The organism is uncultured Acidovorax sp. (assembly GCF_964021665.1).
Taxonomy (GTDB): Bacteria; Pseudomonadota; Gammaproteobacteria; order Burkholderiales; family Burkholderiaceae_C; genus Acidovorax; species Acidovorax temperans.
The window spans coordinates 33,074-48,999 of the sequence record NZ_CAXIAK010000007.1 but is presented as its reverse complement, the minus strand read 5'-3'; the positions used below and the strand labels follow the sequence as shown (position 1 = coordinate 48,999).

14 protein-coding genes and 1 riboswitch are annotated in these 15,926 nt (G+C 63.2%); of the genes, 11 read left to right on the top strand and 3 right to left on the bottom strand.

Annotated elements, in window-relative coordinates; genetic code table 11:
• Positions 1-96 precede the first annotated feature (96 nt).
• The 4 genes from hemN (at position 97) to AADJ04_RS02765 (ending at position 6,295) form a co-directional block, all read left to right on the top strand.
• Complete coding sequence (hemN, locus tag AADJ04_RS02780) at positions 97-1,479, top strand: oxygen-independent coproporphyrinogen III oxidase (RefSeq protein ID WP_044398629.1); 1,383 nt, start codon at positions 97-99, stop codon at positions 1,477-1,479.
• A gap of 17 nt (positions 1,480-1,496) precedes the next feature.
• Positions 1,497-2,234, top strand: coding sequence for a sulfite exporter TauE/SafE family protein (locus AADJ04_RS02775; protein ID WP_341238673.1), 738 nt, complete (start codon positions 1,497-1,499; stop codon positions 2,232-2,234).
• 315 nt (positions 2,235-2,549) lie between these two features.
• Positions 2,550-3,872, top strand: a complete 1,323-nt coding sequence (locus AADJ04_RS02770; protein ID WP_341238672.1) for a DUF3391 domain-containing protein — start codon at positions 2,550-2,552, stop codon at positions 3,870-3,872.
• A 32-nt stretch (positions 3,873-3,904) separates the two neighbouring features.
• Complete coding sequence (locus AADJ04_RS02765) at positions 3,905-6,295, top strand: EAL domain-containing protein (RefSeq protein WP_341238697.1); 2,391 nt, start codon at positions 3,905-3,907, stop codon at positions 6,293-6,295.
• Positions 6,296-6,380: 85 nt separating this feature from the next.
• On the opposite strand, the gene AADJ04_RS02760 is transcribed toward AADJ04_RS02765, so the two are convergent.
• The 3 genes from AADJ04_RS02760 to AADJ04_RS02750 form a co-directional block, all read right to left on the bottom strand.
• Complete coding sequence (locus AADJ04_RS02760) at positions 6,381-7,196, bottom strand: sulfite exporter TauE/SafE family protein (RefSeq protein WP_044398622.1); 816 nt, start codon at positions 7,194-7,196, stop codon at positions 6,381-6,383.
• A 429-nt stretch (positions 7,197-7,625) separates the two neighbouring features.
• The gene (locus AADJ04_RS02755) at positions 7,626-7,973 is read right to left on the bottom strand and encodes a cell division protein ZapA (RefSeq protein ID WP_066693610.1); all 348 of its coding nucleotides are present in this window, start codon (positions 7,971-7,973) and stop codon (positions 7,626-7,628) included.
• Positions 7,970-8,203, bottom strand: a complete 234-nt coding sequence (locus AADJ04_RS02750; RefSeq protein WP_066782403.1) for a hypothetical protein — start codon at positions 8,201-8,203, stop codon at positions 7,970-7,972. The genes AADJ04_RS02755 and AADJ04_RS02750 overlap by 4 nt, the downstream gene beginning before the upstream one ends.
• A 48-nt stretch (positions 8,204-8,251) precedes the next feature.
• Positions 8,252-8,490: riboswitch (cobalamin riboswitch) on the top strand.
• Positions 8,491-8,688: 198 nt separating this feature from the next.
• Between AADJ04_RS02750 and AADJ04_RS02745 the strand changes: the two genes are divergently transcribed.
• From AADJ04_RS02745 to cobO, 7 genes are read left to right on the top strand one after another with little or no spacing between them, the layout of a single operon-like run.
• Positions 8,689-10,455 (top strand): TonB-dependent receptor, encoded by a 1,767-nt coding sequence (locus tag AADJ04_RS02745; RefSeq protein ID WP_341238696.1) that lies wholly within the window; start codon positions 8,689-8,691, stop codon positions 10,453-10,455.
• A complete protein-coding gene (locus AADJ04_RS02740; RefSeq protein WP_341238671.1) occupies positions 10,452-11,837 on the top strand; it encodes a cobyrinate a,c-diamide synthase in 1,386 nt (461 codons plus the stop codon). The genes AADJ04_RS02745 and AADJ04_RS02740 overlap by 4 nt, the downstream gene beginning before the upstream one ends.
• A complete protein-coding gene (locus AADJ04_RS02735; RefSeq protein ID WP_341238670.1) occupies positions 11,834-12,442 on the top strand; it encodes a bifunctional adenosylcobinamide kinase/adenosylcobinamide-phosphate guanylyltransferase in 609 nt (202 codons plus the stop codon). The genes AADJ04_RS02740 and AADJ04_RS02735 overlap by 4 nt, the downstream gene beginning before the upstream one ends.
• Positions 12,439-13,407 carry a helical backbone metal receptor gene (locus AADJ04_RS02730; protein ID WP_341238669.1) on the top strand — a complete coding sequence of 323 codons (969 nt, stop codon included), beginning with the start codon at positions 12,439-12,441 and terminating at the stop codon, positions 13,405-13,407. Before AADJ04_RS02735 ends, AADJ04_RS02730 begins: the two co-directional genes overlap by 4 nt.
• An 11-nt stretch (positions 13,408-13,418) precedes the next feature.
• Positions 13,419-14,465 carry an iron ABC transporter permease gene (locus AADJ04_RS02725; protein ID WP_341238695.1) on the top strand — a complete coding sequence of 349 codons (1,047 nt, stop codon included), beginning with the start codon at positions 13,419-13,421 and terminating at the stop codon, positions 14,463-14,465.
• 2 nt (positions 14,466-14,467) lie between these two features.
• Positions 14,468-15,304 carry an ABC transporter ATP-binding protein gene (locus tag AADJ04_RS02720; RefSeq protein WP_341238694.1) on the top strand — a complete coding sequence of 279 codons (837 nt, stop codon included), beginning with the start codon at positions 14,468-14,470 and terminating at the stop codon, positions 15,302-15,304.
• A complete protein-coding gene (cobO, locus tag AADJ04_RS02715) occupies positions 15,294-15,863 on the top strand; it encodes a cob(I)yrinic acid a,c-diamide adenosyltransferase (protein ID WP_142080998.1) in 570 nt (189 codons plus the stop codon). The genes AADJ04_RS02720 and cobO overlap by 11 nt, the downstream gene beginning before the upstream one ends.
• The last annotated feature ends 63 nt before the right edge of the window (positions 15,864-15,926 follow it).

Genomic DNA, 15,926 nt, shown 5'->3' with positions numbered 1-15,926 from the left:
CAAATTGTCGCTCCACCAGCAGCGGGTTCACTTGATTCAAGTCAAGGACGAAGAGGGTAAGGTGCGGCACAGTAACCGAGTACGCAAGGATATCTCATGACCGCTGTTACCCCAGAACTCCTTACCCGGTTTGATGTGCCGGGTCCCCGATACACCTCTTATCCAACGGCAGACCGTTTTGTGGAGGCTTTTGGTCAGGAGGACTATGCCTTGGCGTTGGCCCAAAGGCATTTGGGGACAGGCTCTAAAGCCATGCCGTTGTCGCTGTATGTGCATATCCCATTTTGCGAGTCGCTATGCTACTACTGCGCTTGCAACAAGATCATTACCAAACACCATGATCGTGCTGATGTCTATTTGCGGTACCTGAGCCGCGAAATTGATTTGCACACGGCCCAATGTGGCGTGGGACAGGTGGTCAGCCAGTTGCATCTGGGCGGTGGGACCCCCACGTTCCTGTCTGATGATGGGCTGCGTGAGTTGATGTCCATGCTCAAGCGCAGCTTCACTCTGGCTCCCGGTGGGGAATATTCCATCGAAGTGGATCCTCGCACGGTCAATGCAGAGCGTCTGGCGCTGTTGGCAGAGTTGGGTTTCAACCGGTTGAGTTTTGGCGTCCAGGACTTCGACTCTGAAGTCCAAAAGGCAGTACACCGTGTTCAGCCCGCAGAGCAAGTTTTTGCTTTGGTCGAATCTGCACGCACCATTGGGTTTGACTCCATCAACGTGGACTTGATTTACGGCTTGCCACGCCAAACCCCTGAGTCATTTGATCGGACGTTGTCACAGATTGCCCAGCTTCGACCCGATCGCATTGCGTTGTACGCATATGCACATCTGCCTGAGCGCTTCAAGCCCCAGCGTCGCATCATTTCAGCGGAGTTGCCCACAGCAGGTGCCAAAGTCGCCATGCTTTCGCGTTCGCTGGATGCATTTATTGACGCTGGCTATGTATACGTCGGCATGGATCATTTCGCTTTGCCTACTGATGCGTTGGCCATTGCAAAACGGCAGGGGCGCCTGCACCGCAATTTCCAGGGATACAGCACCCAACCCGATTGCGATTTGATTGGGCTGGGCGTGTCAGCGATTGGACGCATTGGGGCGACCTACAGCCAAAACGCCAAGACCCTGGATGAGTATTACGATTTCCTTGACCAGGGTCGCCTGCCAGTCGTTCGGGGGCTGGCATTGAACCGGGATGACTTGGTGAGACGCGCTGCGATCATGGCGTTGATGTGCCAAGGTGAACTGCTGATTGAGCCGATGGAGCAGGCATGGCTGATCGACTTCAAAAAGTACTTTGCTGCTGAACTGGACCGTTTGAAGGACATGGAAACCCAAGGTCTGGTGGAGTTGGGCAGTGAAGGGGTTCGAGTGACGCCCATGGGCTGGTTCTTTGTGCGCGGTATTGCGATGGTCTTTGATCGTTACCTGCAGGCCGATCGCACCCGCGCCCGCTTCTCCCGCATCATCTGAGCAGGGCTACGAACAGCATGTCGGCTACTGTTGCATGGACCGCCCTGGTCATGGGTTTGGTGGGTGGTAGCCACTGCTTGGCCATGTGCTCTGCTCCGTGCGCTGCGGTGGTGGGGGCAGGGCGCAAGCCGGAAGGCTTGACTGCGCTTGAGCAGCCTATTCAATGGACAAATAAAAAGCCTCGTTCCGTCCAGCCGTGGTTGCGCACAGGGGTTTTTCATGGGGGGCGCATCGTTGGGTATGCGGCGCTGGGTGCCATCGCGGCCTGGGCCATGGACAGTTTGGCTTGGCTTACACAGCAAACCATGGCACTTAGGCCTTTGTGGACCCTGACGCACGTGGCCATTCTGGCGTGGGGGTTGATGATGCTGATCCAGTCGCGACAGCCAGCCTGGATTGAACAGGCGGGCCGTTCAGTCTGGGGGCGTGTCCAGCCGCTGCTTGGTTCGTCAACAGGTGTGGCCAGTGCTGGCGCATTGTGGGCATTCATGCCGTGCGGTTTGCTCTATTCGGCCTTGCTGGTGGCGGCACTCAGCGGCGGGCCTTTGCAGGGTGCTTGGACCATGGCGCTGTTTGCTGTGGGCAGCGGTCTTTGGCTCGTGGGTGGCCCCTTGGCCTGGCGGTGGGTACGGCAGCGTCTGGGTTCACTGCGGGGTGACTGGGGCACGCGCATCAGTGGCGCTCTTCTCTGCGGTGTCGCCGTGTGGGCGTTGTGGATGGATTTGGTATACAAGCCCTCGCTCTGGTGCCGTTGAGGTGTTCATAGGCCTGAGGCAGCAGCGTTTTCAGGACCGAGCGTGTCGAAGGGCGACCGTGCGCATTGACGTTCGAGCCGCTCCGCATTCCTTTGTGTGGTGAGCCCGCGCTCTGCATACGTCAGGAGCGATTACATCGCAGCTAACGTGAACCAATCTCTCCCTTGTTAAGAGGCTGTCTGCACTGAGCATGCAAAAGACATTTGCATCCGAGGCGAGACACCACGTTCCTCAAGGAAGCATCAGAAGTGGTGATAATGGGCCCCAACAATTGTGGTTCTATTGTTACCTTTTGCTTCCTATTCCCGGGCTGTTGTGAATACGTTCGTTCTCATCGATATAAGCCAATTGCGTATTGGCATGTATATCCAGTTGGATCTGGGCTGGATGCACCATCCCTTTCCGGTGAGCAGCTTTCGTATTGGTTCGGCAGAGCAGATTGCCACTTTGCGCGAATTGGGGCTCACAAGCGTCAAAGTTCTTCCTAAAAAGAGCGATCCAGAGTTTCGCGATGGGTTGCTGGCCACCCCCGCAGATTCATCTGGCAATGCAACTGATGGCTCGGCGGACTCCAGCGGCGCGCCTGCAGAACAGCCCACTTACTCCTCGCCAGGCGAGTCGGCAGCGTTGCGCCGCAGAATGTTGCTCGCAGCTCAGAATGCGTCGCTCCTCGCTTGTGACCGGCGGTTTCGCCAGGCTACCAAGCAATACATGTCGATGGAAAAGCTGGTGGCCCAGCAGCCCCAGCTGGCTCAGGCAGAAGGGCAGTCGCTGGTTGCCGAGTGCGTTACAGACCTTCTGGAAAATGGGGATTCGGCCATTCGCCTTCTTTCCGAGGGGGTAGGAGAACCCGGGGCCTTGCACCCCGTCAATGTGATGGTTCTCAGTCTGCTGCTGGGCAAGGCACTCGGGATGAAAAGCGCCGAGCTTCATGATTTGGGAGTTGCAGCGCTGTTGCATGACATCGGCAAGGTCGGCATGCCGTTGAGCGTCGCTTTTGCCTCACCCGCCATGACGCCCGCAGAGCGTGTGAAGTATGAAAGTCATGTCGCTGCATCGGTCGCTCTTGCCACCCGCATGGGATGGGGCAAGGAAGTCCTCGCGACGATTGCCCAGCACCACGAAATGGTGGATGGTTCTGGATTCCCGCTGCAAAGGCGTGCTTCGGAATTGGGGCGCTCCAGCCAGGTGGTGGCCCTGGTCAACCACTACGACCGCATGTGCAGTCCGGTCGGGGGCGGAGGTCTGACCCCCCACGAAACCCTGTCGATCATTTTTGCGCAGCACAAGGCACGGTTCGATTCTGTAGTGCTCGGCGCTTTCATCCGCATGATGGGGGTCTATCCCCCGGGCTCCATCGTCCAATTGGTGAACGACCGTTATGCCATCGTGGCCTCGGTCAATTCCTCGCGCCCCCTGCGCCCTCGGGTGATCGTGCATGACTCGCGCGTTCCCAAAGACGAGGCTCCGATCTTGGACCTGGAGTCCGTCCCTGAGCTGGGTATTCGTCGCAGCTTGAAGCCATCTCAGTTGCCCCGTGATGCGCTGGACTATCTGTCTCCACGCAAGCGCATCTGCTATTTCTTTGAGCGTGCCGTGAACTCCGACGCTCCTGACACAGAGGCCCAGGCGTCGTGACTTATTCCTTGCCGCAGTCCTGGCTGGACGCGATGCTGGAAGCGGTTTGCCTGGTAGATGAGACCTCCCTGCACATTCTTGCCGCCAACCACGCTGTAGCTGAGCTGGTGGGTAAGCCCGTCCACGAATTGGTAAACACGCCCGTTCAAGGCTTGGCAGCCACTCCACAAGACTTTGCGTTTTGGTCTCAGCCGGTGCAGTCCCTGGCAGAAGGCATTCATTCAGAGACCAGCGTGTTGCATGCCAGCGGTGCCCTCGTGCCTGTGGAGCGAAGCGTACGCGGAGTGACCCTCCCAAATGGAGGAGGGGCTCTCCTCCTGACCATGATAGATCTGACGGCGCAACGTTCTACCGAGCGAGAGCTGGAGACTTTGCTATCGGAATTAAGGGCTACCCTGGACTCCGCGGCAGATGGCATGCTGGTGTGCGCCATGGATGGCAGCATTCGAGCTTTCAACCAGCGGTTGGTCAACATCTGGCGCATCCCTGCGGAGCTGCTCACGCGACGTGATGATCCGGCCGTTTTTGCGCACATGGCAAAACAGGTGCGTGAGGCAGAGCTGTATTCCGAGCGGTTGCGGGAGATTGCTGCCGATCCGATGCAGGAGAGCTCGGACATCCTTGAACTGACCGAAGGCACCGTGCTGGAGCGCCGCTCGGTACCGCAGTTCAGTCATGGTCTGCCGGTGGGCAGGGTGTATTCATTCCGTGACGTCACGCGTCAGGCGGAAACGCAGGCACATTTGCGTCTGGCTGCCCGGGTGTTCGAATCCAGTCTCGACGCCATTTTCATCGCAGACAGCCAGCACCGTATCCTGCGCATGAATCCTGGTTGCCTGAAGCTGATTGGCTCGGCAACAGAGTTGCACGTGGGCCAGCCCGCAGTCTCGCTCTTCGAGCTAGAAAGTCCAGACCGCTGGATGACTGACGTGAAAGCGGGATGGAAGACATCGGGTTTCTGGGAGGGGGAGCTTTGGCTGCCGCGGGTCGGCTTGCCGCCTTGTGCGGTGCAGCTTTCCTGGGTCGTCGTGTACGACGATGGCGGGAAGGTCATGCAGAGCATTGGCTTCATGCGCGATCTGACTGCCCAGCATAACGCTCAAAAGCGGATCAAGGAGCTCGCTTACACCGATGTCCTCACGGGATTGCCCAACCGATTGTTGCTGTCACAGCGCGTGGAAACCGCGATTGCGGATGCGCAGGAGCAGTCTGATGGCTTCGCCGTGTTGTTTTTGGATCTCGATCGTTTCAAGATCATCAACGATTCGTTGGGGCATCCCTTTGGTGACCGGGTTCTTCAGCTGGTGGCGGAGCGACTGCAAACCTGCCTGCGCCAGACCGACATGCTCTGTCGGCTGGGTGGAGATGAGTTTGTGATCTACCTGCATGGAGGAAATGCCACGGTGGCCGAGGGTGTCTCGCGGCGCATTCTGGATGAGATGCTGCGGCCGTTCACGCTGGATGACATGGGTTTCTCCATTCAGTGCAGCATCGGTATTGCGTTGTACCCGCATGATGGCTTGTCACTGGACGATCTGATCAAGCAGGCAGATACGGCCATGTACCGCATCAAGGACAGGGGGCGCGGGAGCTATGGCTTTTACCAACCCCAAATGAATGCCAACTTGCTATCTCGCATGAAGCTGGAGCATTCCATGCGGCAGGCATTGGGATTGGATCGCATGGCTGTGCATTACCAGCCTCAGGTCAATCTGGAGACAGGTCGCATCACGGGTGCCGAAGCCTTGCTTCGGTGGCGGGATCCGGATCTTGGTGCGGTGTCTCCTGCAGTGTTCATTCCTTTGGCGGAAGAGTGTGGCTACATCGTTGCTTTGGGCGCCTGGGTCATGGAGCAGGCCATCCGTCAGTGCGCCGGATGGGTGGAGTTGGGGCACCCCATGGTGGTGTCGGTCAACGTTTCGGCACTAGAGTTCAGGCAGCCTGACTTTATCGATCGGCTGACTGCGTTGCTGGCCACGTACCAGCTCCCGGCTCATTGGCTGGAATTGGAGTTGACGGAAAGCATCCTGCTCCAGGATGCGCATGAGACAGAGCAGCGTCTGAGAGTGCTGGGGGACCTGGGTGTGCGCCTGGCGATTGATGACTTCGGAACGGGGTACTCCAATCTGGGCTACCTCAAGAAGCTGCCTATCCAGAAGCTCAAGGTGGATCAGTCCTTCGTGCGTGGTTTGCCTGAAGATGAGGGCGACCGTGCCATCGTGGGTGCCGTCATCAGCATGGGGCATGCACTGCGCATAAAAGTGGTGGCTGAGGGGGTGGAAACGTTGGCCCAAAAAGAACTGCTGCAGCAAATGGGCTGCGACCAATTCCAGGGTTTTTTGTGTGCCCCGGGCCTTACGCCCGAGGATTTTGGTGAACTGGTGCTCAACCCTGAGCTGGTGCAGCAGCGGATTCAGGGTTGATCAGTTCCCCGGCGCTGCGCCCGGGATCGCTGCGCATCGCAGCGAGCCCACCTATGTAGTCAGAGCCCGCGCGGTCGATGACCCATCAGGACGCGAAGGCGCCCTTCCAGAACATGTAGGCGGCCAAGCCGAAGAGCAGGCTGGCAAACACCCGTTTGAGCTTTTTGACCGGAAGGTTATGGGCTGCCTTGGCCCCCAGAGGGGCAGTGAGCACGCTGCAGGTGGCAATGACGCCCAGAGCAGGTAGCCACACGTAGCCCAAAGAACCTGCAGGCAAAGAGGTAACCGACTGGCCGCTGATCACATAGCCCACCACGTTGGCCAGCGCGATGGGAAAACCAAGGGCAGCACTGGTGGCAACCGCATTGTGGATGGGTACGTTGCACCATGTCATGAAGGGCACGCTGACAAAGCCACCCCCTGCACCGACCAGCCCAGACAGAAAGCCGATGAAGCCACCAGCGCCCAGTTGGCCTGCGGTTCCAGGCATCTGGCGAGTGGGGGCAGGCTTCTTGTCCAGAAACATCTGCACTGCTGAGAAACTCACAAACAGGCCAAAGAAAACGGCGAGGAAGCTGCCTTTGAGCAGTGCGAACACACCGAGGCTGGCCACAAAGCCACCCAGCACAATGCCTGGAGCGAGCTTGGTGACGATGTCCCAACGCACGGCTCCACGCTTGTGGTGTGCACGCACGCTGGATACCGAGGTGAACACGATGGTGGCCATCGATGTGGCGATGGCCATCTTGACGGCCAGGTCTGGTGCCACCTGCCTTGCGCCCAGCAGGTAGGTCAGAAAAGGCACCAGCAGCATGCCGCCACCAATGCCCAAGAGCCCCGCCAGGAAGCCGGTGCACAAACCCAATAAACCCAGCTCAACAATCAATAGGGGATCCAGCATCGAAGAATCACAGGAGGGGCATTGAAGGGGCGTAGAGGCCGCACCCGGGATGATGAGTGGGACCACCAGCCAGGAAGAAGGTGTCTGCGAATGCCACCGAACCGGCATCCTGAACCGGGGGTTCAGGTGGGCGAGGGCAGCCTGACGTTGGGTTCATCTGACGCGAGACGATCACGCTCATCAGGCGATGTACCAAGCCCGTGCTCAGTGAGCATTGGTTCAAGGAAATATAAAGCCCGGCAGCACCGCAGACCCTTGCATTGTAGGCGCTTGGCTATCGCCCTGCAGGCGGATAGGACAGTACCGCGGCGGCGTTCGGGCCGGGTCGCTGGTGCGTACCCAAGATCCAGTCAAATGGTGCATCACCCTGTGACGGTGGGTCAGGGGGAATGCAGAGCGTGGCGATGACCTTGCCCAACGGGGAGGGAATTACAGCAACTGTCCGTCTTGCCCGAGAGCCTGATCCAGCCGACTCAGCAAGCTCTGCAGGCGCAATGTTTCTTCTTCAGTTGGAGCGACTGCAGAGGTGGGTGCTGCGGCTGGCGCAGGTTGCGCGGCTGCCTGGGCTGCGGCGGCATCACGGTCGGCCACTTCAAAAGCCAGGTTCAACGCCGCCAATACAGCAATGCGCTCGCGTGCACGCACCTTGCCTGCATCGCGGATTCGGGTCATGGCCGTGTCCACCCGTTCCACGGCGTCCAGCAAACGTGATTCCTGTCCGTCTGGGCAGGCCAGCAGGTAGCTTTGCTGCAGGATTTGGACCTCGATTTGCTTCATTCGGCGTCCTTGTGGACAGGGGTGACAGGGGCGTTGGCAGGCAGCCGCTCGAGCAGTGCGTCAATCCGGGCGCGAGCCGCGTTCAGGCGCGATTTCAGGGAGTCGCGTTCCTGCGTCAGGGCGCTGACCTGATCTGCCAACAAGGCATTGGTGCGTTGCAACTCGGCGTGGCGCAAGAGCAGGCGCTCGACACGCTCGGCGATCTGGTCGGTGGTGGAGGGTTCAGCCATAGAGATCGCAATTGTAGGGTTGTCTTTTTCGGACGGGGTGCCGCAAGGTTTTAAAATCCGACGGTTGGTGCTCGCAGGCTGGTTCACAGACTGCAGTTCAACGGGAAGCAGGAAGGTAGCCCCATCGCCGTGGCAAGCCCCACCTGCGCTGCCCCCGCAACGGTCAGCAGACGGATCGCCCGATCCCCTCTCCACTCACACGCCACTGGGAGCCTTGAACAAGCCCTGGGAAGGCATTGGAGGGTGCTCTGCCAGCCCGGATACCGGCCAACATGGTGGTTGCCAGCGTTGATGAAAGACGCTGCGCAGCCGTATCACCCAGACGCTGGCGGGGAGGCCGGCACGGGTTATTTGATGATTGCGTTCCCATCATGAAGTACTTCACACCGCGCGCCCGCACCCAGGCGTTGTCGTTCTTGCGCCCCCGTCGGCTGGCTTTGGCCTGTGCAGGGCTGTGCGTTTTCACGGCCCAGGCCCAGGTCAACATGGCAGATTCCGCGCTGCTGGCGCAGAACCTGCGCGCGCCTTCCTTGTCTGAAACCGTCGTCGCTGCCACCCGCATGCAGCAGCCTTTGTCCGACCTGGTGGCCGATGTGTCCATCGTGGACCGCGACAGCATTGAGCGCAGTGGCGCCACAGGCCTGGGTGATTTGCTGGCCCGTCTGCCCGGGGTGGAAATGTCCCGCAATGGCGGCCCTGGCACGACCACCAGCCTCTTTTTGCGTGGTGCCGAATCACGTTTTACCGCCGTGTACATCGATGGTGTGCGCATGGACTCGCAATCCACCGGCGGCGCCGCGTGGGAATCCATTCCGCTCGGACTGATTGACCGCATCGAAGTGCTGCGCGGCCCGGCAGGCGCGGTGTACGGCTCGGACGCCCTGGGCGGCGTGATCCAGATCTTTACCAAACGCGGAGAAAAGGGCTTTGCGCCGTTTGTGTCGGTAGGCGTAGGCAACCGGGGCACCACCAAGCTCGAAGCTGGTGTCAGCGGTGCCAGTGGCACCGTGGACTACGCACTGGGCCTGCTGCGTGACGAGAGCGATGGCTTCAACGCCCGCCCCATCGCTGGCCAGAACCCTGACAAGGATGGCTACCGCAATACCGCCGGCAATGCCCGCGTGGGCGTGCAGCTCAACAGCGTGCACCGCCTCGAAGGCACGCTGATGGTGGGCGACACCAACAGCGGCTACGACAGTGGCCTGGGGAAGGATGACCGCGCCCTGCGCACCATGCATGCGCTGGGCCTCAATTGGCAGGCACAGTGGAGCAGCGCCTACAAAACCAAGTTCAGCGTGACCGATTCGCGCGACGAATACGAAACCAAGCCCTCGGTGTACCTGTCGGACACGCGCCTGCGCGGCTACCTGTTCCAGAACGAATGGCGCGAGGGTGCGCACTTGGTCACAGCCGCGCTGGAGCGCCGCGAAGACCGCCTGGAAAACAACCCCATCGACCGCAGCCGCTCACAAAACGGTGTGGCGCTGGGCTATGGCTACAACGCCGGTGGGCACACGGTGCAGGTCAATGTGCGCCACGACGAAGACAGCGAGTTTGGTGGCAAGGGCACCGGCAGCGTGGCCTATGGCTACGCCATCACGCCCCAGTGGCGCGCCACGGCATCGGTGGGCACGGCCTTCCGTGCGCCCACGCTGTACCAGCGTTTCAGCCAGTACGGCGTGGCTTCACTGAGCCCCGAGACAGCGCGCAACGCAGAGCTGGGCTTGCGCTATGCCCAGGGCAGCAGCAGCTTCTCTGTGGTGGCCTTTCGCAACCGGGTGCGTGACCTGATTTCGTTCGCCGGGGCGGGGCCTTGTGCCTCCACGTTTGGCTGCTATGCCAACACGGCCCGCGCCGAATACAAGGGCGTGACCTTTGCGGCTTCGCACCGCATCGGCCCCGTGCAATTGCACGGCTCGCTTGATGTGCAGCGCCCGCGTGACCTCGACACCGGCAAGCAACTGGCCCGCCGCGCCAAGCACCACGGCACCTTCGGGGCCGATACCGTGGTGGCTGGCTGGACTCTGGGGGCCGAAGTGCAGGCCTCGGGCCGCCGCTTTGACACGGTGGCCAACACCAACGTGCTGGGCGGCTACACCCTGGTCAACCTGTACGCCAGCACCCGCATTGCGCGTGATTACACCCTGCTGGCCCGAGTGGACAACCTGACCGACAAGGACTACCAGCTGGCCCGCAACTATGCCACCGCGGGCCGCACGCTGTTTGTGGGCCTGAAGTGGGCGCCGCAGTGACACCCGCAGTTCCGTTGCAGGCCGCTGCCCGCTGCCCCGCCTTGCTGATTGCTGCCCCGGCCTCGGGGCAGGGCAAGACCACGGTGACGGCGGCGCTGGCGCGCTTGCATACGCGCCGGGGCCTGCGTGTGCAGGTGTTCAAGTGCGGGCCAGACTTTCTGGACCCGCACTGGCACCAGTTGGCCAGTGGCCAGCCTGTGCACCAGCTGGACCTGTGGATGAACGGCGAGGCCGACTGCCGCCAGCGCCTGCATGCTGCGGCGCAAAGCAACGACCTCATCCTCATCGAAGGCGTGATGGGCCTGTTTGACGGCACCCCCAGCGCGGCCGACCTGGCACAGCACTTTGGCGTGCCGGTGCTGGCGGTGGTCGATGCATCGGCCATGGCGGGCACTTTTGGCGCGCTGGCCTTTGGCCTGCAGCACTACCGCCCCGGCATGCCCTGGGCGGGTGTACTGGCCAACCGCGTGGGCAGCGAGCGGCATGCGCAGATGCTGCGCGATGGCCTGCGTGACAGCGCCGACTGGATGGGCGCGCTGATACGCGTGAGCCATGGCGATGCCCCCGCCGCCAGCAAACAGGGCGCCGCCTTGCTGCCCGAGCGCCACCTGGGCCTGGTGGCCGCGCACGAGCTGGCCGACAGCGCCCAGCGGCTGGACGCAGCCGCCGACGCACTGGCCGCCACCCCGCTGGGCCAGATGACCCCGCAAGACCTGCAGCGCTGGGCGGTGGACTTCCCCGCGCCTGACAACACCACGCCTGTGCCCGCCTTGCTTGCGGGCCGCACCGTGGCCGTGGGGCGTGATGCCGCGTTTTGCTTTACCTACGCGGCGAATCTGCAAACGCTGGAGCAACTGGGCGCGCGCGTGGTGTTCTTCTCGCCGCTGGATGATGCCGCCTTGCCCGAATGCGACGCCGTGTGGCTGCCCGGCGGCTATCCCGAGCTGCACACCGAACGCATCGCAGCCAATGCCGGCATGAAGGCCAGCCTGATGGCCCATGTGCTGCAGCGCAAACCCCTGTGGGCCGAGTGCGGCGGCATGATGGCACTGTTCGAATCCATCACGTTGACGGACGGCACCCAGCACCCTGTGTGGGGCCTGCTGCCCGGCCATGTCACGGTGCACAAGCGCCTGGCCGCGCTGGGCCCGCAGCAACTGGTGGTGGATGGGCACACGCTGCGTGGGCACACCTTCCACTATTCCACCGCGCAAAGCGATGCACCTGTGGCGTCGCGCACCTCGCGGCCTGATGAGCCCGTGGCGGCCGATGCGGGCGAGGCGCTGTACCACCTGGGCAGCATCCACGCCAGCTATTTCCACGCCTGGTTCCCCTCCAATCCGGTGGCGGTGGCGCGGCTGCTGGGTGGGGCCGTGGCATGAGCAGTGCCGTGCTGCAACCCTGCCGCTCCGAACTGATCCTCGGCGGCCAAAAAAGCGGCAAGTCTCGCCGCGCCGAGCTGCTGGCGCGTGACTGGCTGGCCCAATCGCCCGCGCACAACGCGCTGCTTATCGCCACTGCCCAGCCGTGGGATGGCGAGATGCGCGAGCGCATTGCCCGCCACCAGCGCGACCGGGCCGAGCGCGTGCCCGGCCTGCAGACGCTGGAAGAACCCCGCGACCTGGCGGCTGCCCTGGCAACGCACAGCACCGCGCACACGCTGGTGGTGGTGGATTGCCTCACGCTGTGGCTGACCCACTGGCTCATGCCTGCAGGTGATGAGGATCTGGATTTGAAGCAAAAACAGGCTCTGGCGCTTGACTGGAAAGCGCAAGCAGCTCACTTTTTGATAGCGATTGAGCAAGCCCCAGGCCCTGTGGTGCTGGTGGGCAATGAGATTGGCCTGGGCGTCATTCCCATGGGCCGCGAAGTGCGCGCCTTTGTCGATGCGCTGGGCGTGCTCAACCAGCAAGTGGCGCAGGCGTGCGAGCGCGTCACGCTGATGGCGGCCGGCTTGCCGCTGACCTTGAAAGAACCCTTGCGATGAAACCCACCCCCGTGCGCCGCATTTTGATGGTGCTGGCCATCGTGCTGTTGTTGCTGGTGCTGATGGTGCTGATGGTGTCGCTGGCGCGCGCGCAGGGCGCTGCGGCGAATGCGTCGCCCATTGCCACGGGCGTGCGCGTCACAGACGACCGGGGCCGCACCGTGGCTTTGCCCCAGGCGCCACTGCGCATCGTCAGCCTGCTGCCGTCGCTGACCGAAACCGTCTGTGCGCTGGACCAGTGTCACCGCCTGGTGGGCGTGGACCGTTATTCCAATTACCCTGCCAGCGTGCAGAAGCTGCCCAAGGTGGGCGGTGGGCTGGACCCCAACATCGAGGCCATCGTGGCCCTGCGGCCCGACGTGGTGGTGATGTCCGTCTCATCCCGCGCAGGCGAGCGGCTGGAGGCGCTGGGTGTGAAGGTCGTCACGCTGGAGCCCAAAACCCATGCCGACGTGCAGCGTGTGCTGGCCACCATGGCCCGCCTGCTCGGCCAGCCCGACGATGCCGCGCGCAAGGTGTGGCGCGTGATCGACGCTGCTGTGTCTGCCGCCGCCCAGAGCCTGGCGCCCGAGGCCCGCAACACCCGCGTGTACTTTGAAGTGAGCCGTGGCCCCTACGGCGCGGGCGAGTCGTCGTTCATTGGCGAGACGCTCACGCGCCTGGGCGTGAAGAACATCGTGCCCGCATCGCTCGGGCCCTTTCCGCGCCTGAACCCCGAGTTTGTGGTGCGCGCCAACCCCGACCTCATCATGATGGGCAACCGTAGTATGCAGAACATGGTGCCGTACCCAGGGTGGGACACCATCAAGGCCGTGCGTGAGCAGCGCCTGTGCGTGTTTGGGCCGGACGATTCGGACACCGTGGTGCGCCCCGGCCCCCGCATGGCCGAGGCCGCCCGGCTGATGGCCCAGTGCATCAACGACAAGATGGCCCGCCAGCCCAGGCCCGTGGCGGCCCGGCCATGAGCGAATCCACCATGCCCCCAGCCGCTGCCCGCAGCCCCACGCCCCACGCCCGCATTGCCACGGCACGCCAGCGCGCAGCCTGGCTGTTGCTGGGCTTGATGGCGCTTTCCGTGCTGCTGGCGGGGCTGGGCGCCAGCGTGGGCAGCACGGGTTTTGACAGCGTGCTGCGCCTGGCCGACGACCCCCTGGCCGCTCGCATCGTGTGGGACATTCGCCTGCCGCGCAGCCTGGGCGCCTGGCTGGCGGGGGCCTTGCTGGGCCTGGCAGGCGCCGTGGCACAGGGGCTGTTTCGCAACCCGCTGGCCGATCCGTTTTTGCTGGGCAGTGCCTCGGGCGCATCGCTGGGTGTGGCTTCAGCCCTGGCGTTGTTTGGCGTGGCGCCAGCCACGGTGTGGCTGGCCAAGCTGGGCCTGACGGGCGCTGCCTTTGTGGGCGCCGTGTTGGCCGTGCTGCTCACGCTGCAACTGGCGCGCGGCGTGCAGCACACCCTGCGGCTGCTGCTGGCCGGGGTGATCGTGGGCGTGGTGCTGGGCGCCGTCAAAGACCTCATCACGCTGGCCGCGCCCGACATCATTCCGTCCATGCAGGGCTTTAACCTGGGCAGTGCGGGCTTCATGGGCTGGGCCTCATGCGTGCTGATGGCTGCGGCCTGGTGCGTGTGCGCTTTGGCGGCCTGGGTGTTCAGCCGCGCGCTCGATGGCCTGAGCCTGGGCGAGGCCACGGCCGCCAGCCTGGGCCTGCCGCTGGCCCCCATGCGTCTGGCGCTGGTGGCTGTGCTGGCCCTGGCCACCGGCACGGCCGTGGCGCAGACGGGGCTGATCGCGTTTGTGGGCTTGGCTGCGCCGCACCTGGTGCGCTCCATGGCCAAAGTCACCCACGCCTGGCTGGTGCTGCTGGCCAGCCTGATGGGCGGCGTGCTGCTGATGGGTGCCGACGTGCTGGCGCGTTGGGTGATCGCCCCGCAAGAGCTGCCGGTGGGCGTGCTCACCGCCGTGCTGGGCGGTGGCTACCTGCTGTGGCTGATGCACCGGCGCACCGGCCAAGGGGGCGTGCTGTGACCATGTTGCATGCTCCTCAATTGATAGCTATCCACGCCCACCAGATGGGCGCTAGCGTGGGTCCGTGTCCTGTGCTGCAAGACATTCATCTGCCGCTGCTGGCGGGGTGCTGGACGAGCATCGTCGGCCCCAACGGCGCCGGCAAATCCACCCTGCTGCGCGCACTGGCGGGGCTGATGCCACACACCGGCACGGTGCACCTGCTGGGCCGCGAGCTGGCCGACTGGCCCCGGCGCGACAAGGCGCGGGCGCTGGCATGGCTGGGGCAGAACGAAGCGGCGGCCGATGATCTCACCGTGTATGACGTAGCCATGCTGGGCCGTCTGCCGCACCAGCCCTGGCTGGCTCCGCCCAGCGCCGCCGACCACGCCGCAGTAGAGCAAGCCCTGCGCGCCACCCACGCGTGGGATTGGCGCCAGCGCACGCTGGGCGGCCTCTCGGGTGGCGAGCGCCAGCGCGTGCTGCTGGCCCGCGCCTTGGCCGTGCAGGCGCAGGTGCTGCTGATGGACGAACCCCTGGCCAACCTCGACCCCCCCCACCAGGCCGACTGGCTGCTGCTGGTGCGCGCCCTGGTGGCCGAAGGCAAGACGGTGGTGAGCGTGCTGCACGAGGTATCGATGGCGCTGCAGGCCGACCATGTGGCCGTGCTGGCGCGCGGGCGCATCGTGCACCACGGCGCCGCGGCAGACCCCGACACACACCGTGCGGTAGAGCGCGTGTTTGACCACCGCATTGCCATCCACAGCGTGGCCGGGCAATGGATGGCGCTGCCGCGCTTGCATCCCACGGCTTCGCCGCATTCCCCCGATTTGAACGAGAACCCCACCCATGCAAATTGAAGCCGCCCCCACCGAGAAGCGCTACGAAAAACCCGAGGGCGAACGCCGTGGCCTCATCATCGTCAACACCGGCGATGGCAAGGGCAAAAGCACCGCAGCCTTTGGCCTGGCCCTGCGCGCCCATGGCCGGGGCAAGGCCGTCAAGATCTACCAGTTCATGAAAGTGCCCACCGCCCGGTTCGGCGAGCACCGCATGTTCGAGCAGATCGGCATCCCCATCGAAGGGCTGGGCGACGGCTTCAGCTGGAAGAGCCAGGACTTGGAGCATTCCGCCCAACTGGCCCGCGATGGCTGGGAAAAGGCCCGCGCCACCATCATGGGGGGCGAGCATTTCATGGTGGTGCTCGATGAGATCACCTACCCGCTGATTTACGGCTGGCTGCCGCTGGAAGGCGTGCTGCAAACCCTGCGCGACCGGCCCAAGGACGTGCACGTGGTGCTCACCGGCCGCCGCTGCCCCGAAGAGATCAACGAGCTGGCCGACACGGTGACCGAGATGAAGCTCATCAAGCACGCCTTCAAGGCAGGCGTGCCTGCACAGCGCGGCATTGAGGACTGAGCTGAGGTTTCGGCTTCGCACCCGGCAGCCTGGTGCGGTGCCGGGGCGTGCCAGTGACCGTCA